General features: G+C 65.2%; 33 protein-coding genes. 2 read left to right on the top strand and 31 right to left on the bottom strand.

The genetic code is table 11. From position 1 onward, the window contains the following. Positions 1-2 precede the first annotated feature (2 nt). The 24 genes from FCN18_RS37450 to FCN18_RS37335 form a co-directional block, all read right to left on the bottom strand. Positions 3-3,812, bottom strand: a complete 3,810-nt coding sequence (locus tag FCN18_RS37450; protein WP_137097430.1) for a phage tail tape measure protein — start codon at positions 3,810-3,812, stop codon at positions 3-5. Between the two features lie 3 nt (positions 3,813-3,815). Further along, complete coding sequence (locus FCN18_RS37445) at positions 3,816-4,097, bottom strand: hypothetical protein (protein ID WP_137097429.1); 282 nt, start codon at positions 4,095-4,097, stop codon at positions 3,816-3,818. Positions 4,098-4,111: 14 nt separating this feature from the next. Continuing rightward, positions 4,112-4,546 carry a hypothetical protein gene (locus FCN18_RS37440; RefSeq protein WP_137097428.1) on the bottom strand — a complete coding sequence of 145 codons (435 nt, stop codon included), beginning with the start codon at positions 4,544-4,546 and terminating at the stop codon, positions 4,112-4,114. A 56-nt stretch (positions 4,547-4,602) separates the two neighbouring features. After that, entirely contained in the window at positions 4,603-5,094 is a 492-nt protein-coding gene (locus tag FCN18_RS37435; protein WP_137097427.1) for a phage tail tube protein, read from the bottom strand. Then, positions 5,094-5,294 (bottom strand): hypothetical protein, encoded by a 201-nt coding sequence (locus tag FCN18_RS37430; protein WP_137097426.1) that lies wholly within the window; start codon positions 5,292-5,294, stop codon positions 5,094-5,096. Before FCN18_RS37430 ends, FCN18_RS37435 begins: the two co-directional genes overlap by 1 nt. After that, positions 5,294-5,728, bottom strand: a complete 435-nt coding sequence (locus FCN18_RS37425; protein ID WP_137097425.1) for a hypothetical protein — start codon at positions 5,726-5,728, stop codon at positions 5,294-5,296. Before FCN18_RS37425 ends, FCN18_RS37430 begins: the two co-directional genes overlap by 1 nt. A gap of 534 nt (positions 5,729-6,262) precedes the next feature. Continuing rightward, positions 6,263-6,718: a hypothetical protein gene (locus tag FCN18_RS37415; protein WP_137097423.1), complete on the bottom strand. Its 456-nt coding sequence runs from the start codon at positions 6,716-6,718 to the stop codon at positions 6,263-6,265. Between the two features lies 1 nt (position 6,719). After that, complete coding sequence (locus tag FCN18_RS37410; protein ID WP_137097422.1) at positions 6,720-7,262, bottom strand: phage head-tail connector protein; 543 nt, start codon at positions 7,260-7,262, stop codon at positions 6,720-6,722. After that, positions 7,262-7,579, bottom strand: a complete 318-nt coding sequence (locus FCN18_RS37405) for an Lsr2 family DNA-binding protein (protein ID WP_137097421.1) — start codon at positions 7,577-7,579, stop codon at positions 7,262-7,264. The genes FCN18_RS37410 and FCN18_RS37405 overlap by 1 nt, the downstream gene beginning before the upstream one ends. Before the next feature lie 60 nt (positions 7,580-7,639). Beyond that, a complete protein-coding gene (locus FCN18_RS37400; RefSeq protein ID WP_137097420.1) occupies positions 7,640-9,094 on the bottom strand; it encodes a phage major capsid protein in 1,455 nt (484 codons plus the stop codon). 113 nt (positions 9,095-9,207) lie between these two features. Next, positions 9,208-9,969: an HK97 family phage prohead protease gene (locus tag FCN18_RS37395; protein ID WP_137097419.1), complete on the bottom strand. Its 762-nt coding sequence runs from the start codon at positions 9,967-9,969 to the stop codon at positions 9,208-9,210. Beyond that, positions 9,962-11,284 (bottom strand): phage portal protein, encoded by a 1,323-nt coding sequence (locus FCN18_RS37390; protein ID WP_137097418.1) that lies wholly within the window; start codon positions 11,282-11,284, stop codon positions 9,962-9,964. Before FCN18_RS37390 ends, FCN18_RS37395 begins: the two co-directional genes overlap by 8 nt. Next, positions 11,281-11,433 carry a hypothetical protein gene (locus tag FCN18_RS39390; protein WP_158303272.1) on the bottom strand — a complete coding sequence of 51 codons (153 nt, stop codon included), beginning with the start codon at positions 11,431-11,433 and terminating at the stop codon, positions 11,281-11,283. Before FCN18_RS39390 ends, FCN18_RS37390 begins: the two co-directional genes overlap by 4 nt. After that, positions 11,433-12,899 (bottom strand): terminase large subunit domain-containing protein, encoded by a 1,467-nt coding sequence (locus FCN18_RS37385; RefSeq protein WP_206078088.1) that lies wholly within the window; start codon positions 12,897-12,899, stop codon positions 11,433-11,435. Before FCN18_RS37385 ends, FCN18_RS39390 begins: the two co-directional genes overlap by 1 nt. 34 nt (positions 12,900-12,933) lie before the next feature. Further along, positions 12,934-13,293, bottom strand: a complete 360-nt coding sequence (locus FCN18_RS39615; RefSeq protein ID WP_170200651.1) for a hypothetical protein — start codon at positions 13,291-13,293, stop codon at positions 12,934-12,936. Between the two features lie 545 nt (positions 13,294-13,838). Then, entirely contained in the window at positions 13,839-14,075 is a 237-nt protein-coding gene (locus FCN18_RS37370; RefSeq protein WP_137097417.1) for a hypothetical protein, read from the bottom strand. A 1-nt stretch (position 14,076) separates the two neighbouring features. Continuing rightward, positions 14,077-14,403 (bottom strand): hypothetical protein, encoded by a 327-nt coding sequence (locus FCN18_RS37365; RefSeq protein WP_137097416.1) that lies wholly within the window; start codon positions 14,401-14,403, stop codon positions 14,077-14,079. A 10-nt stretch (positions 14,404-14,413) separates the two neighbouring features. Beyond that, complete coding sequence (locus tag FCN18_RS37360; RefSeq protein ID WP_137097415.1) at positions 14,414-14,659, bottom strand: hypothetical protein; 246 nt, start codon at positions 14,657-14,659, stop codon at positions 14,414-14,416. Then, entirely contained in the window at positions 14,656-14,994 is a 339-nt protein-coding gene (locus tag FCN18_RS37355; RefSeq protein ID WP_137097414.1) for a hypothetical protein, read from the bottom strand. Before FCN18_RS37355 ends, FCN18_RS37360 begins: the two co-directional genes overlap by 4 nt. Next, positions 14,994-16,007 carry a hypothetical protein gene (locus FCN18_RS37350; RefSeq protein WP_137097413.1) on the bottom strand — a complete coding sequence of 338 codons (1,014 nt, stop codon included), beginning with the start codon at positions 16,005-16,007 and terminating at the stop codon, positions 14,994-14,996. Before FCN18_RS37350 ends, FCN18_RS37355 begins: the two co-directional genes overlap by 1 nt. Before the next feature lie 110 nt (positions 16,008-16,117). Then, the gene (locus tag FCN18_RS37345; protein ID WP_137097412.1) at positions 16,118-16,411 is read right to left on the bottom strand and encodes a hypothetical protein; all 294 of its coding nucleotides are present in this window, start codon (positions 16,409-16,411) and stop codon (positions 16,118-16,120) included. 13 nt (positions 16,412-16,424) lie between these two features. Then, a complete protein-coding gene (locus FCN18_RS37340; protein WP_137097411.1) occupies positions 16,425-16,898 on the bottom strand; it encodes a hypothetical protein in 474 nt (157 codons plus the stop codon). Positions 16,899-16,906: 8 nt separating this feature from the next. After that, on the bottom strand, positions 16,907-17,062 hold the full coding sequence (locus tag FCN18_RS39385; RefSeq protein ID WP_158303271.1) for a hypothetical protein: 156 nt from the start codon (positions 17,060-17,062) through the stop codon (positions 16,907-16,909). Further along, positions 17,062-17,190, bottom strand: a complete 129-nt coding sequence (locus FCN18_RS37335) for an IDEAL domain-containing protein (RefSeq protein ID WP_158303270.1) — start codon at positions 17,188-17,190, stop codon at positions 17,062-17,064. Before FCN18_RS37335 ends, FCN18_RS39385 begins: the two co-directional genes overlap by 1 nt. 311 nt (positions 17,191-17,501) lie before the next feature. Between FCN18_RS37335 and FCN18_RS37330 the strand changes: the two genes are divergently transcribed. Both FCN18_RS37330 and FCN18_RS37325 read left to right on the top strand, forming a co-directional pair. Continuing rightward, entirely contained in the window at positions 17,502-17,714 is a 213-nt protein-coding gene (locus FCN18_RS37330; RefSeq protein ID WP_137097409.1) for a type II toxin-antitoxin system HicA family toxin, read from the top strand. Then, positions 17,711-18,088 carry a hypothetical protein gene (locus FCN18_RS37325; RefSeq protein WP_228714332.1) on the top strand — a complete coding sequence of 126 codons (378 nt, stop codon included), beginning with the start codon at positions 17,711-17,713 and terminating at the stop codon, positions 18,086-18,088. The genes FCN18_RS37330 and FCN18_RS37325 overlap by 4 nt, the downstream gene beginning before the upstream one ends. Before the next feature lie 65 nt (positions 18,089-18,153). On the opposite strand, the gene FCN18_RS37320 is transcribed toward FCN18_RS37325, so the two are convergent. The 7 genes from FCN18_RS37320 to FCN18_RS39935 all read right to left on the bottom strand — a co-directional run. Then, positions 18,154-18,948 (bottom strand): hypothetical protein, encoded by a 795-nt coding sequence (locus FCN18_RS37320; protein ID WP_137097407.1) that lies wholly within the window; start codon positions 18,946-18,948, stop codon positions 18,154-18,156. A gap of 193 nt (positions 18,949-19,141) precedes the next feature. Beyond that, positions 19,142-19,558, bottom strand: coding sequence for a DUF6221 family protein (locus FCN18_RS37315; RefSeq protein WP_137097406.1), 417 nt, complete (start codon positions 19,556-19,558; stop codon positions 19,142-19,144). After that, positions 19,555-19,785, bottom strand: coding sequence for a hypothetical protein (locus tag FCN18_RS37310; RefSeq protein ID WP_137097405.1), 231 nt, complete (start codon positions 19,783-19,785; stop codon positions 19,555-19,557). The genes FCN18_RS37315 and FCN18_RS37310 overlap by 4 nt, the downstream gene beginning before the upstream one ends. Then, on the bottom strand, positions 19,782-20,087 hold the full coding sequence (locus tag FCN18_RS37305) for a hypothetical protein (protein ID WP_137097404.1): 306 nt from the start codon (positions 20,085-20,087) through the stop codon (positions 19,782-19,784). The genes FCN18_RS37310 and FCN18_RS37305 overlap by 4 nt, the downstream gene beginning before the upstream one ends. Continuing rightward, complete coding sequence (locus FCN18_RS37300) at positions 20,084-20,539, bottom strand: hypothetical protein (RefSeq protein ID WP_137097403.1); 456 nt, start codon at positions 20,537-20,539, stop codon at positions 20,084-20,086. Before FCN18_RS37300 ends, FCN18_RS37305 begins: the two co-directional genes overlap by 4 nt. Continuing rightward, the gene (locus FCN18_RS37295) at positions 20,532-21,047 is read right to left on the bottom strand and encodes an HNH endonuclease (protein ID WP_158303269.1); all 516 of its coding nucleotides are present in this window, start codon (positions 21,045-21,047) and stop codon (positions 20,532-20,534) included. Before FCN18_RS37295 ends, FCN18_RS37300 begins: the two co-directional genes overlap by 8 nt. 128 nt (positions 21,048-21,175) lie before the next feature. Next, on the bottom strand, positions 21,176-21,387 hold a 212-nt coding region (locus FCN18_RS39935; protein ID WP_206078087.1), incomplete at its 5' end, for a hypothetical protein.

Below are 21,387 nucleotides of genomic sequence, written 5' to 3'. Positions count from 1 at the left end.
GGTCACCGTCTCCTGAATGCGAGTTCGTCATCCATCTCCTGGACGACCACGTTCCGGACGAGCCCCACGATGGAGCCGTTGCGTTCGACGAGTTCCCCGCTGACGCGGAGCCCGCCCAAGGCTTTCCCGACGGCCTGCGTCACCGCCGCACCGATGGCCTCACCGGTCGCCCGGGTCGTGGACGCTGCGGGAGACGCAGGCAGGCCGCGTTTGGTGTCGAGGACACGCACCAACTGCTCGAACGACTCGGTTTGGCGCGGGGACAGCACCCGCTCTGGGGCGATGACCTTCTTTGCCAGCAACCCTGCCCCAGTCGCGATACCACCTTCGTCGTAGCCACCAGCACGGTTCCACCCAACCGGCGCTGAACCGTAGCGGGCGTTCGCGTAACGAATGGACGCGACGATGTTCGCGAACGGATCGTACGGACCCCGGTGCGCCAACTCCCGGGCGTAGGCGTAGAAGGTGGGGTCGATGGTCTGCATCAGGCCTTTCGACGGGGTTCCCCTGGCGGCGTTGATGTCCCAGTTGTTGATGGCGAACTGGTTGCCACCCGACTCCTGGTTCATGCGGCGGAGCAGGGATCCGATCCACGACGCGGGCGATCCGGTGTACGCGAGCGCGGCCAGGGCGACACTGCGCCAGCGTTCGACACCGCCACCCCAACCACCGCTCGGGGGCGGACCGCTGTTCATGCCGCCACCCATGCCGGAGTTCATGAAGTCCCGCCACACCAGGGGACCGAACGCCGCCAGGTTGATCTTGCCTTCGACGCCCCGCTGGCTGCCCTTGTAGAACACCGTCGGGGTGCCGGTGATCCGCCCGCCCTCGGCGAAACCGGGCATCGCGGAACCATCCCAGCCCCTGGGGAGCTGCTTCCTCCGGATCGCCTCCATGAACCCGACGCCGTAGTAGTTCACCGCGTCAGTGGGCTGCATGAACTCGCCGTTCGACGCCCAGATCGGCACCAGGTCGTCCTTCGGGCCGCCAGGGCCTCGGATCGGGCCACCCGTGGCGTACCCGGTGTCGGACTGGTGCTTGGGGATCCGGAACCCGGCGTAGGTGAACTGGGCACGCACGTTCACCGTGGTGTCCTCAAGCCCGCGGAGCCGGTTGTCCATCCTGCGCACAGCGTTGGAGATCGTGGTCTCCGCCGAACTCGTGTCAGCACGGACCCGCACAATCCGGGGCCGGTTCACGTCAACGCCCTGATCGATCCGGATACCCTGCCGACGGGCTTCCTCGAAAACCGTGGTGCCGCGCTTCGCCATTCCCTCGCGAATCTTGTTCGCGACACCTTGTCCAAGCTTGTCGGCGATCGCACGCAACACCGGGTCGGCGTCCTTCAACCGCCCCGCGAACTGGTCGCCAGCAGCCCGGCCGGACTGCCTCCACAACTCCACGGTGCGCTGAAGCTCCTGGCCGGTCATCTCGTTGAGCAACGCCACCATGTCGGCGCCCTCAGGACCCATCCGCGCGAGCTCATCCAGCATCGCAGGCGGGATCCGGCCAGCAAGGTTGACCATGTTGGAGGCCCACTGCTCCTGGTTCGCCACCATCTGCTCGAGCTGGGCGATGTACTCGCCGGCGGTGAGCTTTACCTCACCAACGAAGTCCTTCCAGCTCTTGGTGGCGCCCCCCTCTTCCTTACCGAGAGAAGCGGCCGTCGCTTGTGCAGCTTCCTCCTCAGCGGTCCTCTTCTGCTCGAGTGCCTGCTCATACGCCCCGACGAGAGGGGCGAACTCGGCGAAGGCCTGGCCCCACTCCTCGAGCATGTCCTGGGCGGCCTTCTCCGCCTCGTCACCAGCGAGACCGAAATGCCGGGCCAGGGACTCCAGCGCGGGGTTCGTCTGCTGAGCTTGGGCGCCTGCTTGGCCGATCTTGTCGCCGGCTTCTTTGGTCTTGGCGCCAGCGACTTCTACCGCAGCGCTGTAGCCGGGCATCATCCCACGGAGTTCATCGGTGGAGATCCCCGCCTCATTTGCCATCTTCGCGATCCGCTCGAAGGCGTCGGCGGCGACCTTTGGTTTTCCGTCCTTGACGAGTTGGCCGAGTGCATCACCGAGTTTCGCGATTCGGGTGGCGGACGCGTCGATGGACCCTTCGTATTGCCCGAAGCTGAAGAAGCCCATGATGTCCTGCGCGGGCCCGGCGAGGAAGTTGCTCCACGAGGACACCTGCTCAAGGTCGGCAGCGAGATCCCGGGCGTTCTCGCCGAGGAACCGCGCTGCCTCCCCAGATACCTGGTTCTGTTTCGCCCAGCGCTCGAGGCCGAGGGTCATGGCCTCCATGTCGTAACCCATTTCGCGGCCGAACAGTGCCTCCATGCCCGCAGCCGCAAACGCCAGCGCTGAAGCAGCTGCCCCCGCCTTGCTCATGGCGGATACGAACCGTCCGGTGCGGCGGCCGACACCTTCCATGCTGAATCCGAGGTCGGCGAGCGCGTTTTTGGTCTCGACAAGCCTCGGGATCAGCAGGAGCATTCCCCCACCGATCAATGATGCGATCCCAACGAGGCTGCCGAGGACTCCAACCGCTTGCTGAACAGGCGCTGGCAGTTTCGAGAACCAGTCGACGAGGGCCCCGACGCTATCGGCCACACCGGCGATGACTGGTGCGATCGCGCCACCGACAGTGATGGCCGCGTCTTTGATCTTGTTCCAGGCCATCTCGATCTGCGCGGCAGCAGTCTCGTACCGCTTGTTTGCCTCGTCGGTGAGGGCGGAATTGGTCTTCCACGCCTCAGATCCGGTTTTCAGGGACTCGGACAGGAGATCCGTGGCACCCTTGAGGCCCAGGACGGTGCGTAGGTCCTCGCTCGACCTGATCCCCAACTGTTGCAGGACACCAACAACATTTCCGCCCTGCTTCTCGACGTTGTTCAACCCGACGATGAAGGCGTTGATCGCCGCCACCGGGTCCTTGCGGAACGCCTCCGAGAACTGTGACGCGGACATGCCGGCGACCTTCGCGAACCCCGAGACCGCGCCTTCGCCCTCTTGAACGGCAACGTAGATCTTCTGCATGACCCGGGACATGGATCCGCCACCGGCCTCAGCGGAGATACCGATGGAGGCCATCGCGTTCGCCAACGCCAGCACATCGGTCTCACTCGCACCGATCAGTTGGCCGGCACCCGCGAGACGCTTCGTCATCTCGAGGATCTCAGCCTCCGTGGAGGCACCGTCGTTGCCCAACGCCACTAGCGCGGACCCGAACCGGTCCACGTCCTTCTGCGAGGTGCCCATGATGTTCGCGATCTGGGCGATCGACGTGGCCGCCTCCTCGGCGGTGAGGTTCGTCGTGTTCCCCAGGTCGATCATGGTTTTGGTGAAGCCAGCGATCGCGTCCCGTTTGATGCCCAGCTGGCCTGCGGCCTCTGCCACAGCGGCGATCTCCTGGTGCGACGCGGGGAGGGTTTTCGCCAGATCCCGAAGGGAACCTTCGAGGGCCGCCATCTGCTCGGGGGTGCCCTCAACGGTCTTCGTGACACCCGTCCACGCCGACTCCCAGTCGATCGCGGCCTTCACCGCCGCGCCAGAGGCCGCGAGGATGCCCACACCGATACCCGCGACCGTCTGACCGACGTCGTTCATCGCGGCCAGCTGCTTCTTGTGACGATTGACGATCTCCTGCTGGAGCTTCTTCTCGTCGTCAGCGATCCGCTTGTTGGTCAGCTCGATCTGCCGCTGGGACCGGTCCAGTTCCCGCCCCAACTGGCGCACGGACGCCGCGGAGCGTCTCGTGCCCCGGTCGAGGGCGTCATCTTTCCACCCTACGGCGATGGTGAGGTCACGAGACTGGTTCGCCACAACTCACCTCCGCTTCCGCAGCGTCACGTAGGCACCTCGGCCGTCTTCTTGTGTCAGGGATGCTTCGGCGAGCTCGCGGACCTCGCATCCGCGGCAACGCCTCTTCTCAGCCACGTAGGCGTGGTGGTCGTGCTCCCACTCGTCCTCACGTGTTTTGCAGTTCGGGCAGGCGGACATCTTCCGCACCTGCCAGGCGATGGCCTTGTCCCGGTCGTCCTGGTCCCACTGGAGGAACGTGGAGTGCGGGATCCCCAAGGGGGCGCAGTACTCCATCTCCACCGACAACTGGGGGTCGGTGTCTAGCCTTTTCCCAGTAGCGGATCCGTGGCCCTGTTGTTCACGAGGAGACAGGCGTACACCAGTTCACGGAACTCACCGATGTTGATCTGCCCGGTCTTGTACATTTCGGCCCAGTCCTGCTCGGTGACATCACCTTCGACGGTGACCGACAGCAGCGCGGGCCGGAACGTGTCCTCGTTCCACGTGACCTCGGGGTCCTGCTTCTTCTGCTCCGCTGTGGGGGGGTGCGCGGCGATGAGGGCTTCGTAGTCCTCCGGGGGCAGAGCGACAAGCGTCAGAGGTTCGTAGCAGGCCTCCACCTGCTGCTTCGCCTCCTCGTACTTGCGCTCTGCCTCCCGGAGCTCGTCGGAGCCCTCAGCGTGCGCTGCCTTCGCCAACACCAGCGACATGTGCGCGTTGGCCAGGGCTTCCTTCTGCTGCGTGTCATCCGCCATGCGGAGGTTGAACTTCGCAGAAGGACGCGGCCGCGCCTTGAGGCGCTCCCTCAGGCTCACGTCAGCGCCGGGACCGTGACGTTCTCGGCGGGCTGCGAGGTGATCGCGAACTGCACCTGGATCTTCGCGGCCTCGTTCTGCAGGTTGCGCTGCTTGCCGTTCGACAGCACCCGCACGGGGAACACGTCCATCTTGTTGCCAGGGGTGTCGCCACCGTCGAGCCACACGACGAACCCGTTCGTGTCGCGCGGCAGCACCGCACGAACGTCCACACCCTCCTGGTCGGAGTAGAACGTCAGCGACGAATCCTCCGCCTGCGTGCGCCCCGGGATGTTCGACGTGAACCGCGAACCCAGGTCGGGGGTGGGGATCGCCTCACCGGCGACCATCCAACCGGACAGGTCGGCGATCTCATCGGTGAGGTCCGTGCCAGCGTCCATCTCGACACGGGTGGGCGAGGTCTTGTTCGCGATGGTGGGCACGAAGTAGCACTTCGTGACCTCGGGGTCGAAGTACCTCGTGGAGGTGGAAAGGGCAGGCGTCGCCATCAGGACTCCTCAGTGTTGGTGCGCCGCCTACGCGGCTTCGTTTCCTCCCCGCCGGGATCGGCGGTGGCTTCTACCTCGACCGGTGCACGGCGAGCGGGCACGTCGCGCAGCCAGCCGGCCTTCTGGTGCTGGGGAACGGAGGACTCGGGGAACTCGCACCAGCGATCGAGATTCGGGTGGTACAGCCGAACGGTCTGCATCAGACCCCCTCAGGTAGGTCGTAGTGGAGGTGAATGGGCCGGCACTCCCACGCGATCGGAACCTCGGTGGTGGGCGCGTTGTGGTAGTGCCACACCGACAGGCTGGTGTCCGAGAACGGCCCCGGGTGGCTGGCGAGGAACTCTCGGACGATTCGCCGCGGCAAGTAGGTCATTCCCAGCCCGAACAGGTGGCAGAACGGTTCATGTTCGCGCACGTAGCGTCGCGACCCGGGTGCCGTGTATCTGCGGTGCGCCCACACTGTTCCGTCCGGGTTGTACAGCAGGTAGGGCGCGGCGAGAACTTGGTGCGGGTCGTTGTGGGCGCGTTCGATGAACCGCTCGAGGTGTTCCTTCGATACGGCGATGTCCCACTCCAGCATCACCACGTCGTCGTCGACGAGACCAAGGCTGCGGTAGTCGAAGTCTTGGATCACCAGGTGAGGAACCTGATCGACAACATGTGGGCGGCCCTGTGGAACATGGAACGGCCAGGACCGCAGTAGCTTCAACGGGTCCAGCCAGCTTTGCGAGCGGCGTCCCGGACTGACTCATCGACAGCATCGCGGATGCTGTCACCCTTACTTTCGACAGCCGGCCCCAGGAACGGGCGCTTCTTCTGCGATACCCACTTGTCCTGGGAGTGCGCCCCTCGTCGGTCTCCAGTGCCGAACACTGGGTGCCGGAAGGAGTCCCCTCTGGTGCCGATCCCCTCGTAGGGGCGCGCGTGGGGCGCGATCTTGGAGTCGACCCTGATGGACACGCCCTGCACCTTCTTCGATAGGCGCGTGCCGAGTTTGATCGCCTTCGGGATCCGCTTGGACCATGACGCCCGGCGTCGCGCGTCAGCCGCGATCGGTTGCGCTGCTCGCCTGATGTTCTTCCGCGCTTCCCGCCGAAACTCACGGGGGAGCTTGCTGAGGTCTCCTACGAGGCGGTTGATCTCATCCCGGTTTGCCATGGCTTCCCCACTAGCGTTTGGTGAAGGTTGCGACCTCAACGGCGAACCGCACCTCGGCGACAGCTCCGCGGTGGTCCTGGACTTGTCGAAGCACATGCGAGCCAACCCAGGCTCGGTTGACGACCCCGCCGAGTCCCCGGTTTTCCTTCACCGCGGCTCCGACGATTCCCAGCAGCTCGTAGGCACGTGCCCGGGCGCTGGCGATGTCGCCGGATCCGCGAGCCACCTCGACCTTGCAGGTGATCGAGTACTGCTCGCGGTCGGGGTTTCCGGCCAATCCTTCTGGGTTTACGTCGGCCTCGACGACTGCGGGTACATCCTCGTCCTCGAAACCGATAGTTACGGCCTCCTGAAGGGCCGAGTTTCCCGGGGTGGGGCCGTCGAGGACTGTGTGCGGGTCGACGACAGTCTTGGTTAAGGCGACGAGGGCGTTGACGGCGTCCGGGGCGGTGGATGCCCATGCCACGTCACATCACCACCGGGTTGGGCACGCCAAGCCATTCGAGGGCCTTGCGGGGAAGCGAGTACGTCGACAGTTGGCCGTAGGTGCCCTCTTCCTGCCCGATCACCCCGGTGCCGACCTGCCCGACTCCGCGCTGTGTTTCCCACACGTGCTGCAGGATCACCAGCGCCCCCCGTTTGTAGTTCTCGGGCACCGTCTCGTACCCAGCCCGGTAGGTGACCGCAACGGTCCCGGACACCGACGCACCGGACATCACCCGAACCACGCCCGCGCGAGACACATGCAGGTTGTTCACATCCCAAACGGTGGTGCCGTCGACCGTCTCCACTGAGATCAGCGACAACACCGGGGAGTTGGCCAAGACGAAGCTGCCGCCGTTGAGTACCCGTTCCTCGGTGAACTCCCGGGCCTCGACGATCTCCAGTTTGTAGTTCTCGACTGTGCTGGCGATCGCGTCCACGTAGTTCATCAGCACGGCGTCTTTGCTGGTGTCGGTGGGCGCGATTCCGACCTGGGTTTTGGCCTCGGCGAGAGTGACGATCGCCATCAGGTGTCCTGAGCCGCCTTGTACGCCTCAACCACCTCGGCGGGCAGCTTCCCGCGCGAAGGCACGTTGTACCCGTTCTGCTGCGCCCACTCCCGCACAGCACGCGTGCTGGGGGTGTCAAGGTCCCGCTTCTCCCCCGGCTCGGCTGTGGCCTGCTCCACGTCGTAGTGCACGTCCAGCGGCTTGAACATGTGGGAGTTGCGCTTCAGCAGCGGGTGCCCGTCGCGCACTCGGGTCACGCCCTTGTGGACCACGTACTGCTGCCCGCCGGCGTACAGCACAGCGGACTCGTTGGCGACGTAGATCTGCGCAGACATGTCAGTCCTTCCCGATGAACACGGGGAACCCAGGTTGGGTTCCCCGTGTTCATGCGGTCATCAGAGGGTGGTGGAAACCTTGAGCAGGCGGAACGCGTTGTCCGACAGGATCTTGGAGCTGTTCCGCCAGATCGCGTAGATGCCCCGCTGGCCGGTCGGGCGCCGGTTGGCGCCGAACAGGTGCGGCACCAGCTCCACCGACATGCCGACCCGGTCCACGATCAGGAACTTCGAGAAGTCCCCGAACAGCAGCACAAGGTTCGTGCCGGTGACGGCGGGGTTGATGGTCCCGTCCATCGCCGACGCCTCGTACGCCGGGTAGCCGATGAGCTCCGGCGGCAACCCAGCGGCGAGACGCACCCACAGGTTCGCGCCGCCCTGGGTGTCGAGCTGGCGGACCTTGTTGTAGATCGACCGGTTGGCCATCCACACCGCACGGGAGCGGAACCGCGGCGGCAGCGCCTCTTCCGTGGCGTAGATGTCGCCTACGGCGACACCCTCACCGGCGGCGTCCACGTGGCTCGAGGAGTTCAGCGTCGTCACGACACCGAACGGGTTGTTGCCCGTGCCGTCGCCGAGGAAGAACGACGACGCCTCCTCCTCAGCCTTGGCCTCCCCGAGCATCGTCGTGATCTCCGACCGCATGGCCGCCCAGTCCTGGTCGATCTCAACCGAGAACGGAACGAAGCCCTGCACCCTGGTGGGCGTGACTTCGGGCTGAGCCAGGGTCGGCGAGTTGTCGCCGGCCTCCCCTGCCTCCGCCGCGCGAGACACAGTGATGCCCGCCGAGGTGATGCCCTGCCACGTCTTGCCGACGATCTGCTCCACCCTGGCGACCTGGCGGATCGGGTCGACCTGACCGTTGGAGGTGAGGATCACCGTCGGGTCGAGCTGGAACGGAACCGCGAACCCACCGGCGGAGTCGGTGCCCAACGCGAGAGCACGCTGCTCCTCCGCGGTGAGGCCCATGGTCGACAGCTGCACCATCGCCTTGCCGAACGCGCGGTCGTAGGTCGGCGAGCCCGTGACGAGGATCTTCCTCGCCAGGGTGCCCTGCTCGTCGTCGACGGAGTCGAGCAGACGCTCCACCTGGGTCTGCGCGGCCTCGCGGTTCTTCGCGCCGGGGAAGCGGGCCGACTCGACAGCGCGCATCGCGTTGTCCCGGTACAGCTGCGGGAGCTCGTCGATGCTGCGGGCCTGGTTGCGGATCTCCGACAGGTCGTAGATGTTCTCCGGTCGGCGCACGCTACGCGACACACCGAGCCCGGCCTGGCGGTTGTTGACCCGCTCCGTCGCGGCAGGGTTGTCGGCGATCGCCTGGAGCCGCTCACGGCGGGCCTGGGCGTCGGCGATGGCACGCTCGTGGAGGTCGTGCTCCTCGTTCAGCTCGTCCCACTCGGAACGAACCTCCTCGGGAAGCTCAGCGCCGTTGTGTTCGTGGTCGATCTCGGCGAGCCGCGCACGGATCTCACTCTGGCGCGCTGCCCGCTCCTCGACGGTCATGGTGTCAGTCATGACTCTCTCTTTCTGGATCACGGGGGTGAGCGGAGGTGCCAGGGATGGCGGCGTCCGTTGATGTGAGACCCGGGTGCTCTGCAGAGCGGCGCGGGTGTACCTGACCTAGCTGGTCAGGAAGTCTTCTGCTTCTTGCGGTACTCGGTGAGCCATTCGCTCAGCGGGGGAAGCTTGCCGCTGCGCGTCGGCTCCTCTTCGGGGGCTGGCTCGTCGACTGGCGTGTCCGGCGGGGCGACCCGGGGTCGCAGCTCGTCCAGCAGCTCGCGGACGAGAGATTCGCGCTGGCGCTCGTCGAGATCCGCCAGCATCGACCGCACACCCACCGAAGTGGCCTCGTAGGCCGGAAACACCACCGGGCCGAGTTCAAACAGCTCAACTTCCTTGATCGACCGCTGCAGCGGCCCACGCTCCCCTGGGCTCCACAGGAGGTCGAGAAGTTCGCTGTCCTTGACGAGTTTGCCGTCCTTGTCGCGCCACTCGTCCCGCAGGACCCGGAAGCGGAACGACATGCCGTCGATGGACCCACCCTCGATAGCTTGGCGGATGGGTTCCACCACGTCGTTGTCGTACAGCCGGGCGGACACGAACAGGCCGGTGTCGTCCTCGCTCAACTCCTCGATGGAGCCGATCGGAACCGAACCGGTGCGGACATCCCGCCCGTGGTCGAACTGCAGCACCGGAGTGCGCTCCCGCAGCGACTTCCGGAACGCTCCCTTGACGACCACCTCGTCGAAGGTTCCCTCCCACGAGTCGATCCTCGTGGGGGTGTCGAACACCGCGGCATAGCCTTCCAGGGTTCGACCGTCGCTGCTCTCCTCAGCGGCGCGGAACTCCACCGCTCGATAGCACAGCCTCGAGGGCTTCGTCCTACTCATCCCCACCTCCTGTGGGCGTGATGGTTTCGCCGGGTAGCTGCATTTGCACGCTTACCAGGCCCGTGTGCTTCAGCAGGCTCCAGTCGTGGTTGCGCACTGCTTCGATTGCTGATTCGGCCGTGAACCCATCCCGCACGAGCGCGGTGATGGTCTGCGCTTCCTTGTTCTGGATCTCCGCTGCGTCCTTGGAGTCCTGCGCCAGGAACGGGATCCCCTTGGTGGAGAACCACAGGCTCGCACCCTGCGGCCGCCCAGGAATGATCGGCTCGAGTGATGCGCACACGTTCCCCCACAGGTGCTGCATCGTTCCGTCACCGAACCGCCGCCGGGCGGCAGTGAAGTTCCCCGCGTTGAGCGCGGACCCCTGCAGGCCCTCGGAGAACCCCACCCACGACGGCGGCACGCCAGCGTCCGAGGCCAAACGGGATTCACCCTTGCCCTGGGTGACCGCGAACTCCAACTCGCGGAAATCCTTGCCGATGACCTTCGGGTCGGCACCGCCACCGAGGAACAGGGTCTTGTACGCGTTCCACGCCCCGGTGTGGTTCTCCTCGATGATCTCCTTGAACTCGAGGACTTGTTCCCTCTTCACCGACGGGTCGAACTTGATCGCCAGGTTCGGGGTGGCGGCGTTCTTGAAGAACGCCCGCTTGTGCACCGTCGATGCGTCATCGGCTTGCACATCACCCATCGCGGGGGTGATCCACGACATGCCGAGGAAGTTCAGCTCAGGCTCAGGGATCGGCGCGTAGTGGGCCACCTCGGAAGGGTCAAGCGCGATCGCTCTACCGTTTGGAGGCTTGTAGAGGTATCCGACCACTTCAACATCGGGTGCCTCGTTCGGGTGCTCGGCGTCGTACTGCGATCCCAGGACGATGGTCACCCAGTCCGGCCGCAGACGGTTCAACCGGTCCCTGCGGGTCCTGCGGATGTAGCAGTTCCCCGCCAGAGACGCGTCCAGTTCCATCCGCGCAAGCAGGTCACCTGTGGTCCCACCTGGCCACGGCCGCTCGAGCAACCCCAGCTCGGGAGAACCGAACAGGTCGCTCGGAGCCCCGGATTCGTAGCGGGTCCACTGGAAACGGATCTGGGAGAAGATCTGCATCCGCGCGTAGGTGAGCGCGAACACGATCCCGTTCGACCGGTACGCCGCGGTGGCGTTCTGGGCGATCTGCTCCTCGGAAACGCTGCCCATGGTGGTCTGCAGCAGCGGGTAGTACTCGTTGCCGTACTTGAAGAGGTCCACCCAGTCCTGGAAGTTGAGGCTGGCGTGGCGCTGCTCCTCGCGGCCGACAAGCCGCTCCCAGACCCTCACTTGGACACCTTCGTATCGAGCATCAGCACCCCGAGGACACCCATCAGCAGCCCCGCAGTGATGACGCCGGCTGGTGGGTAGATCCAGCCCACCCCGCTGGGGATGAGCAGCAGGGAAGACACGAGCAGCGACACTGCGGCCTTGTTCATCATCTCCCCCAAATCGCGAACGGGATCGGATCTTCTTCTGGCCTCTGGCTCGCCCGGTCTAGTGCCATCACGGCCGCGACAGCGAGGTCGATCTTGCGTGGGGAAGTCTTGGTTTCCTTCGAGAGCTGCGCACCACGCTGGTTCACTCTCAGAACGCAGTTCCCGACGTGCCGCGCGAGCCGAGAATCACCTGAGTGACTCAACGTTTTGTTGAGCACAGCCTCATAGAAGCGCTGTGTGGCTGGAACCATCCGCTCTGGGCTCTGCGGGTACTCAACAACGGGCAGACCCTCGAGTTCGAGTGCTTCCATGGTCCGAGCCCACCGCGCCGGGTCGCAAGCGATCTCTCGGACACGCCACCGCCGACAAGCTTCGCGGATTTTCTTCTCCACGTCGAAGATGGACACCTTCCACGTGTCGTCCGCCGTGGCTGGCTTCTCCCAGCACTCCACGACGTCGAGGTGTGGCCTTTCGCCGGGCTGGACGACCACGAGCGCAGTGGAGTCGTTGTTGTACGACCCATCGAATCCGAGGACCACTTCGGCGCCATCCGGAATGGCCTGAGGCTCCTCACAGTCCTCCCACGCCCCCGTCGGGAGCCACGCCTCACCCGTCGCCACCCACTGGTTACAGCGCTTCGTCCGGTACTCCGCCTCAGGTGTTCGGAGCACCATCGACGCGAAGTCCTCAGCCGACACGAGGTCATCGAAGCCGGGGTTGGCTTCACGCCATGTCGAAGGATCACGGAAGTCCGCGGCAGAGTCTTTCGGCTCCCACCACGCCATGAAGAACGAAGGGTCGTCGATCTCCCCCTGAGCGACACGCTTGCCGTACTGGTACATCCCGTAGCACAGCGAGTCGTTCCCCGTGGAGTCCGACCTCACCCCGGCCGTGGTGATGCCAATCATCAGCGGCTCGGGCCGGGCGCCCATCGCCAGCGCCATGACGTCCCACAGTTCGCGGTTCGGCTGGGCGTGAACCTCATCGAACACCACCTGATGAGGGTTCAGACCTTCCTTGGTGAACGCCTCCGCTGACAACACCCGATACACCGAGCCGGTTTTAGGGAACTCAATCGCGTCCCGATACAGCTTCAGCAGCTCCGACAGCTCAGGATCGAGTTCCACCATCCGCCGAGCAGTTCCGAACACGATCCGGGCCTGTTCCTTGTCCGCTGCGCACGAGTACACCTCGCCGCCCTGCGGGCCAAGCACCAACCCGCCCAGACCGACCACAGCGCCCAGAGCGGACTTGCCGTTCTTCCTCGCCACCCCAACAAGAGCCTGCCGGTGACGCAACCGACCATCGGGCCGGCGCGCGAGAACATGCTGCAGCAACATGCGCTGCCACGGCCGAAACGACAGCAGCGTCCCAGCCGAAGCAGCCACCGAGTCTTTCGTGACCCGGCAGCATGCCTCGCCGAAATCGGCGAACATCCCACCATCCCCGCGGTCGAGGTCGTCCACCGGGACTGGCGTCAGCCAGCGGGGCGGCCAACCATCAACTGCCGCGACGCTGCGCGAGGAGTTCTTCGAGCTTCGAGACACGCTTCACCTCGGCGATCCCCAGTCTTGATCGCGCCGTCGGGTCGAACCCGATCCTGCTCAGCGCCTGTGCAAGTGCGGTATCGAGTTTCACGACCATTTGCCCGTCCTTCGGGTCGGTCGTGGCCCGGTACCTCTGACGAGCCACCGCGATGTCATCCGCGAGACGGCAAGCCTGCTCAACGGCCTCCATGTCCGACTTCGGTGAAACCCAGGTGATTCCGTCCTGCCACACCCGCTCCCACAGCCGCATCGCGTCCAGACCGAAATCCGCCGGCATATCCGGAACCCCATCGGCCATGGGCAGCGCGACCACGACTCCAGGCTCGGGTAGCTTCCGCCCGCCAGAGTCCCGGCCAGGGGACCTACCGGTTCGCCGTTTCTGCTCGATCGGCTTCGGAGGACGGCCAGCGGGCATGATCGCTCACAACCCTCCGAAGATCAGCAAGTTCGAATTCTGAGATTCTGTGCGTTCGGGGGGCGCGGGTCAGGGAGGACCATGATCGAAAACCGTGTTTGGCCCTCCCCCCTACCCCTTGGGGGTTCGGCCCGCCTGTCCGTCCCGCGCTGGCTAGTTGGGTGTGCGTCCGTTCGTGGCGCGGTTGCAGGACCTGTGTTCTGGTCCGCGGTAGATGCTGCGGTCGCGGTCGTCGTGTCCGAGATCCCAAGGTTCGTTCGGATCGATTGGTTGGTTGCATCGCCAACACGTCGCGTTGCCTTGCTCGACCTTTGGCTTCCATCGTTGGCGTTCTGCCTGATGCGTGTGACCGTAGCCACGCTGGGTGGTGGTGCCACGCTGGTGGGCTGGGCAGCGGGAGGTAGTGGCCAGCCGGCCGCACACGATGCAGGGTCGCTTGGCCATCAGTCGCGTGGCTGGATGCGCTCGCACACCACGATGCGACCTTCAGCGTCGAAGAGGATCGGACGGTAGCGGTAGTGGCCTGCTGTGTCGAGGACGAGGTGACCGTCGTCGAAGTGCAGTGCTGCTGCTCCGTGTGCGAGTAGATCGGTGGCGATGCCGATGTAGGTGTCAGCTCTGTCCACCACGACGGTGCCATCATCCTCGATGTGGCAGAGTGCGTCGCCGTATCCGATCACGTCACACCGTCATCTGGGTGACCCGGCGATCCCCGTTGCTGTCCCGTACCCACACGTTCACAGTCCGCCCTGATGCAGGGAACTCCGCCCACACCACACGCCTACCGTCGATGGTGTCCCGGAGTGCTGGCTTCCATCCGTCCTTGCTGGGCTGCGTGGAGGTGGTGATGGCGAGGTGGATGTGCCGCAGGTCTGCGGGGTTGTGGTCGTACGGGATGGTGACCCTCATCGCCTGCACCTCCCCTGACAGCAGCAGTGGCACCGCTTCGGTGGCGGTGGCGGTGGCGGTGCTGGCACGGTAGGCGGCACAGGATCTCCCGGCTTCCATGACTGCACCATCACGCCACCTTGCACAGGAATGTCAGCTTGGTGGGTTCTGCCAGCGGGAAGTTGTCCGCTGCGTCGAGGCAGGCGTCAAGGCATGCTTTGCACAGCCGGAGCGTGGTTCCGTGCGGTGTGTCCCACTGTGCAACGGCGAAGTTCCTGAGGTTCTCTGGACGCAGCTTGGGGCAGCCGGTGCAGAGGGCTTCTTCCACGAACTTCATGCTTGCTGTGAACATGTCATCGAGCACGTTGACCATCACGCCACTACCAGGGCTTCGGGTGCTATCCGCACCGGGCGTTCGGTGGTGTCGGTCAGGCGTAGCCACACCTGGTAGCTCCCCACCGCAGGGGCCACGGTGTTGCCACCGAACGAACCCACGAGGATCGCCACGTAGTAGTCGCCCGTGGCGCCGGACGCGACAGCGTCAGCCCACAGGGCGTGAGCGTTGTTGACCAGGATGGCGGGCTCCCAGTCGGCCTCGATCGGGTCCGTGCCCGCGGTCTTGAACGCGACCTCAGCGCCAGTGGAGGGGACATCACCGGTGACACCGATGTAGATGTACTCGGTGGAGAGGTCCTGGATGGTGAGCGTCATCAGACCTCCGGTCCGGTGAGAGTGCGCGCAGTGTTCGGGCCGTCCAGGTCGCGCCTGACGGCCGGGCCGGTGGGTGTGGCGGTGTCTACCGTGGCTGGGCCGGTCATGTCCTCCACGACCGTGTGGGGGCCGGTGACGGTGCGCCGTAGCGAGGGGCCGGTGGTGGTCCTGTGCTGTTTCGGTCCGGTCACATCGACCTCGACCCGGTTCGCCCCCGTGATGTCGCCGACGGTGAAGCCGACGATCAGGATCGGTTGGGTGAAGGCGCGGACCGAACTGGTTTCGGTGACGCGGCCGGCCTGCTGCGACTTGGTCGCGGTGAACGCCCGGGGGGCGCCAGTCTCGGTGACACGGCCGTACGGTGGGGGCAGCGTGAAAGCGCGCGGTGACCCTGCCCCGGTTACGCGGTTGAACGCCCTGGTTTTAGCGGCCGTGAACCCGCGGGCGGTGCCGACCTCGGTGACGCGGCCGAACGACTGGGTGATTCCACCCGTCGCTGCTGGGGCGAGCGCCACCAAGCTGACGATGATCTGCGCCTGGCTTGCGCTGATGATCGCGCCCGTCGCCGACTGGCTACCGTTCCCTGGGGAGATCCGATACGCCGAGGCGTACACGTTCTGGTCGTGGGTCTCGGTGAAGTTGAGGGGTGGCGTGGCCGTGCCGCTGGTGTCGTGGAATACGTTCCACGCCAGCCCGGCGTCGGCCACCGTCGACACGGTCGTCGCCGGCACCAGGGTTCCTGACCCGGTCACCCTGTGGTGAGGGACCGCCGCCAGATCCAGCCCTTGAGCGACACCCGAGAAGAATAGTGCCGCGACGCTGGACCAGCGGCTCCCTGTCCAACTGAACGCGAACGATGTCTGCGCATCGACGTACATCACGTAGAGGCGCTTCTCGATCCACGCACCGCCGGACCCTGACACCGTCGTGTCACGCAGCACCGCACCCGCCGGGGCGGTGACAGCGGGGAAGGTGTTCGTGTCGTGCCACCGCTGTAGGGCGAACACGCCCACGTCGTTGGCTGCCACAGCGGCAGGTTTGCTGATCGAACGCGAGGAGGCGAACGCGTCGGCCCCGGTGTTCGCCTGCGCGACGAACGAGACAGCCACGGCTCACCCCGCCTTCAGTACTGGCCAACTCCCGTCAGGCGGCGGGCGAAGGTGCGGTAGTCCTTGACGAGCGGCACGGTTCGTGTCCCGTCCCACACTGCGGCTAGTTCCGCGAGATCGGCGTAGGCCGACTTGATTGCGGCAGCGTCCTCTGCCGTGAACCCGTGGACCGTTTCCAAGTCGCCGGCCGTCACCCCATCCAGCCACGACTTGATCTTTTTGACTTCGGCGAACGAGCTGAACAGTTGAGCCGCCACGGAGCCGACTCGGCGGTTGATGGTCTCCCGGCTGACCTCGATACCTGCCATGCATTCCCCCTCGTTAGCTGGCTCCGAAGAACCCTGATGCGTTCTCGGTTGCGGTGACGCTCGTTCCGTCAGGGGTGACTGCGAACGTGTGGTTGGTCAGCGGGATCGCGGTCGAGTCCGCGCCTGGGGTGACACCGTCGGGGATGTAGCACACCACGATGTCGGTCCATGCGGTGCCGGCGGAGATGGAGCCGAATGAGAGGGTCCCGATGGACACGTTCTGCACGTCACCCGAGTTGTCCACCGTGACCGTAACTTGGGCCGCTGTGCGTGTCAGCCGGGCGTAGCCGGTGTTCGTGACCTCGGCGACAGCTGCGTCGCCCAGCAGGGCGGCGAGGGTGTCGTAGTCCCTCATCGTCGCGTCGGTGGCGGCCCCACGGTTGATAGCGACCACCAGGAGACGGGAGTTCGCGGGGTCGCCGCCGTCAACGCGGCGAGCCAGTTCAGCTATCCGACCTTTGGCCACGTTGAACTGGAAGTCGGCCATCGTGTCTCCTACAGCTGGAACAGGTCGTAGACGAACACCACGCCACCGAGAACGGTGCCCGCCACCACGAGAACCTTCGTGGCGACGGGGTGGTTTATGAGCAGGCCCAAGCCGAGGAGGACCACCGCGAGGGACAACAGCACGGCGTGAACGGCGTGGGTCATCACTGGCTCCTCTTGAGGGCTCGAAGGATGCGGCAGAAGTGGAAGAACGCCCGCCGGTCGCGCCGGTCTAGTGCGAGGTCGATGCGGGCGAGGATGTCGAGGATGGCTGCTTCACGGTCGACATTCACAGGCCACCTCCCCACCAGATGTCACGATGGGTAGTTGTAAACCCCGAGGATTCCGATAGTTCGATCTTGTTGATCGACGGAGCGTCACTTCACGAGGAGCAAGTGGTGCGCGACCCACGCGGTCGCCAGCACACCGAACACCGGGTGCTTCCGAAGCAGGGCGGTGAGCGGCGGCACCAGCCCGGTAGCGAGAGCTACCGCTTCCCACGTGGAAAGTGAGATGCCGATGGCCCGACGAGGAGACATAGGCACCTCCGCGATTTTCCTAGCCCCCCTTGAATTGCTTTCCTAGGGGGGCTAGACTTACCCTCATGGTCAAGGCGATGCGATACCGGGACGTGCAGCGGGCACTCACCGAACACGGGTGCAAGTACCTGCGCACCCGGGGCAGCCACCACATCTGGGGTTGCCCGTGCGGCAAGCACCGGGCCAGCATCGCCCCACAGAAGGGCATCGTGTCCCCCGGCGTCGTGCGGGACACGATCAAGCAGATGGCCTGCCTACCGGAAGGGTGGTTGCAGTGACCTACCAAGTCACCGCGAAGCGATGGCGACTCGGCTGGGAACTCCACGTTGATGGCGTGGGAGTCACCCAGTCCAGCTCGCTCACCACAGCCGAGAAGATGGCCCAGGAGTTCATCGCGTCCATGCTCGACATCCCCGACGAAGACATGCACAGCATCGATGTGGCCATCACCCTCAAGCTCGACCCCATATTGGCGGCCAAGACCGAGGAAGCGAGGGAAGCCACTCGGAGGGCTGAGGAAGCCCGGGATGAAGCAGCGAGGAAGGCGCGCAAGGCGGTGCAGGACTTGAAGGCAGCTGGCTTATCGGGGAGCGATGTGGCTGTGGTGCTCGGTGTGTCCACTCAGAGAGTGAGTCAGCTGAGCAAGATTTGAAGGACAGTGATCCCAGTTAAGCGGAACATACCTCGCCACACCAGCGACCTGCAAAGAGACACGCCCTACGCGGCGAGCCAATCAGGCCCGAGGAACTCGCGGAGCACATCCCCCACGCGGTAGGAGCGTTTGCCGTGCGGGTCCTTCCCCACTGCGGTGAAGCGGCGCTTTCGCCCGCCGTTCTGGATCTGGTCCACGGAAACCTGCACCCCGACCGCGGCGAGCATGGTGGAGATCTCCTGCGCGGTGAGGTGCTGGTTCGCCATCGCGCGCAGCATCAGGGCTCGTCGTTCTCTGGTGAGGTGTTGTTCTCCGCAGCGTTCGCACTGGCCGTGTTCCTTGGCAGGCAGGGCGTACACCCTGCCCGGGCAGCCTCGCTGGCCAGTGATGTCGCCGCACTTGCCGAGGTAGATGCGGACGTCGGTGGGATGGTCCACGGCCCGGAGGGCGTCCTTGACTGCGGCCTCAAGTTCGGCGATGGCGTCGCCGGCGTCGTCTCGGAGGCACAGCACGTCGGCGTGGGCGCGGAGGAACCTCACCGCTCCGAGGGCTGTGTGGTCGTCGGCGGGGCGGTAGCCGGACGATTCGACGATGAGCCTGGCCCAAGTGGTGACGACGTTCCCCAGCACCCACAGGGCCTCAGAGGCTGCCCACTTGAACGGGAGTGCGGTCTCCGCGGACCGCCCCCGGGCTCCTGGGGGGACGATCGCGTCCTGGCGGGAGATGGTGGTGTCCAGGTCAGTCAACAGCCATGTGGCGGCGTCGAGGTCCTGCTTGAGGAGATGGACGCAGTTGACACACACGAACTGGTGCTGCGGACGCAGGTTGCCGCAGTCCGGGGCGGAGCACGTGTCGTTCACTAGTTGCCCCTGTCTTGGTCGATGAGAGATTTGATGTCTGACCAGCGCACACCCCGAGCCAGCCCCGGTGCGCGGTGGAAGTACGTGGCCACCAGCGGGTTAGCCCCGGGGGCGAACACACACCCCTCACCACCCGTGTGAGAGGTGTCCGCAGTGACGGGGAGAGCGCCACCGCATGGAGGAAGGCAGTGGCTCACGGTCGCCATTCCTCCTGGTAGTCGGGGTGGTCGGCGTACGGCAGTGCGAGCAGGCGCAGCGTCGGGCAAGGCCACTCGCCCTCCAGATCGCCATCGTTTGTCCCGCTCGCGCAGGTCCTGCACAGCGGCTCATGGAGTGCATTGGAGTCGAGCGGATGCTCGTCGATGATGCGCCTCTTGGACTCGATGTCCCTCAACACGTGAACCGGATCGTGGCGAACTATGTGCTCCGCCGTGTCGGGGTCTGTGCATCCGCCAGAGAAGCTGTAAACCACACCAAGGCGCGTCACAGTCTCGCGGATCTCGCTCGACCCATCGATGGTGGACACCTCCCAGTGTCCGCCCTCAGCGGCCCGAAGTACCCTCTCGTCCTCGGCGAGTCGGGCTTGGAGGAACTCCACCAGGGTGTTCATGCCGCGTCCCCTTTCGTGATCTTCTTCCGTCCCTGCATGCCCGCATGAAGGGTGGTGGTCTTCCACTCGAACCCCGGATCCAGTAGGCCGAGCATCTGCAGCAGCTCCCGACAGTCCTCACGATCATGGGCTTGAGAAGCCACGAACAGGGACGCCTTGTGCTGCTCCTCCGGCGTGGCTTCCTGGATCTTCTTGTTCAGGATGTTGCGTGTGCGGTCGACGCTCACTGGTTGGTGTCCTTCCGGAGAGCACGGAGAGCGAGGTAGGCGAACCTGAGGTACTCCTCAAGCGTGTCGTCTCTCTGCTCCTCGAATGAGCCCAGGTTGATCCCGCTGCACTCGAAGCCGGCTCGCCACATGTCGCGAGCGAGCGTCTCCGTGGCTTCCGAGCCGCTCTGCACACGGACGTAGCCAGCGGACAGGATGGCGTCGGCCTGCTCGAAGTGAACCGCGGCGGGCTGCCAGCTGCCGGCGTGGCCGGACTCGGTGTCCACGAGCAGCCGGGCCAGGGTGTCTCTCTCGTTGCTCACCGGTCCGCCCCCAGAACAGCAGAGGCGAGCGCCAACGCGTGCCCGTAGTGGTGCTCGATGTTGCGGGACAACTCGTCGTCACTGATCGGCCCAGGGCGACCCTCGTCGAACACGGTATAGCCGCCCAGCTTTGGATCGGGTACGTGTCGGTTCTTCCACGCCTTGACGTGGTGTTCTGCCGAGTCGGCTTCCTTCTCCAGCCAGGAGGCCAGGGGTTCAGCAACAGCAGGAGACATCGCCACTACCCACCGAGCAGCCTCAAGGGTGAACGTTCCGCCACCCTCAAGACACACATCCGCCAGCGAGTCACCATCGGCACCGTTCACGAACGCCAGATCGAACTCCGGGTCCGGCTTGATCGACCACGGCAGCGAATGAAGCTCGCTCGCCGAGAAGGCGAGCTGTCGGAGGTGTTGGGCTGCTTCACGCAGAACACCAGAAGGATCACTCACCGGTGGACTCCCACTTCTGCCTCACGAGCCCGTCGAAGCGGGCGCCACCAGGAACCCCAAAGATCACTTCGGCGCCCTTGTCAAATGCCCACTCCACGGCCTCTGAGAGCTTCAGCAAGTGCCGCCTGCCTTCGGGAAACTCAACGAACCACTTCCCCGCTCGGTCATAGCGAACGACCTCGCGGCCGTCGCGGAGGCGGATGTGGACTCGCCTATCGTCATCAGCCACCATGCGCTGTCTCCTCTTCGCTCTCCACTGCTCGTTTGCTGCCGTGTGGCACGCGCGGCAGGCTCGCCGGTTGCCCTCCCTGATCAGGTTGCGACCCTGATACAGGTGTCCCTTGGGGCAATGAGTGACGACGGCCGCTCGCCGAGCGTGGTTCTCCGCGGGAGTGACTGCCTCAAGATGGTTCGGCTCGAAGCAGTCTCTTGCGCGGCACCCATTCGCGTACACGTGATCGATGTCGTAACCCTCTGGGATAGGTCCCTTCCACAACTCGTAGGCCACTCGGTGAACCTGCCTCGCCCGGCGATTGACGCTGATGTGTCCATATCCGGTGTTGGTGTGCGCCCCTGTCCATCGGAGACAACCGTTGCTGTCACGTACACCACGGGAGAGGAGCGCCTCCTCAAGGCTCATCTCTGATCGCACTCGGTTCTCCTCGTGATGACGAAACGCTCGCGAAGACGATCAGCAGCCGTCAGCATGTCGTCGTCCCGGAACAGGCTGGTCGCCTCGTAGACGGCGTGGGCGACCTCTTCCCGGCTGGCTTCCTGGGTGGCCGTGTCATGACAACTGTGTAAGCCGCGGATGGACCAAGATCGGATTGCCCGACGCGATCCAGAAA

This window comes from Prauserella endophytica (assembly GCF_005146945.1).
GTDB lineage: Bacteria > Actinomycetota > Actinomycetes > Mycobacteriales > Pseudonocardiaceae > Prauserella_A > Prauserella_A endophytica.
This window is presented reverse-complemented; position numbering and strand designations above follow the sequence as displayed.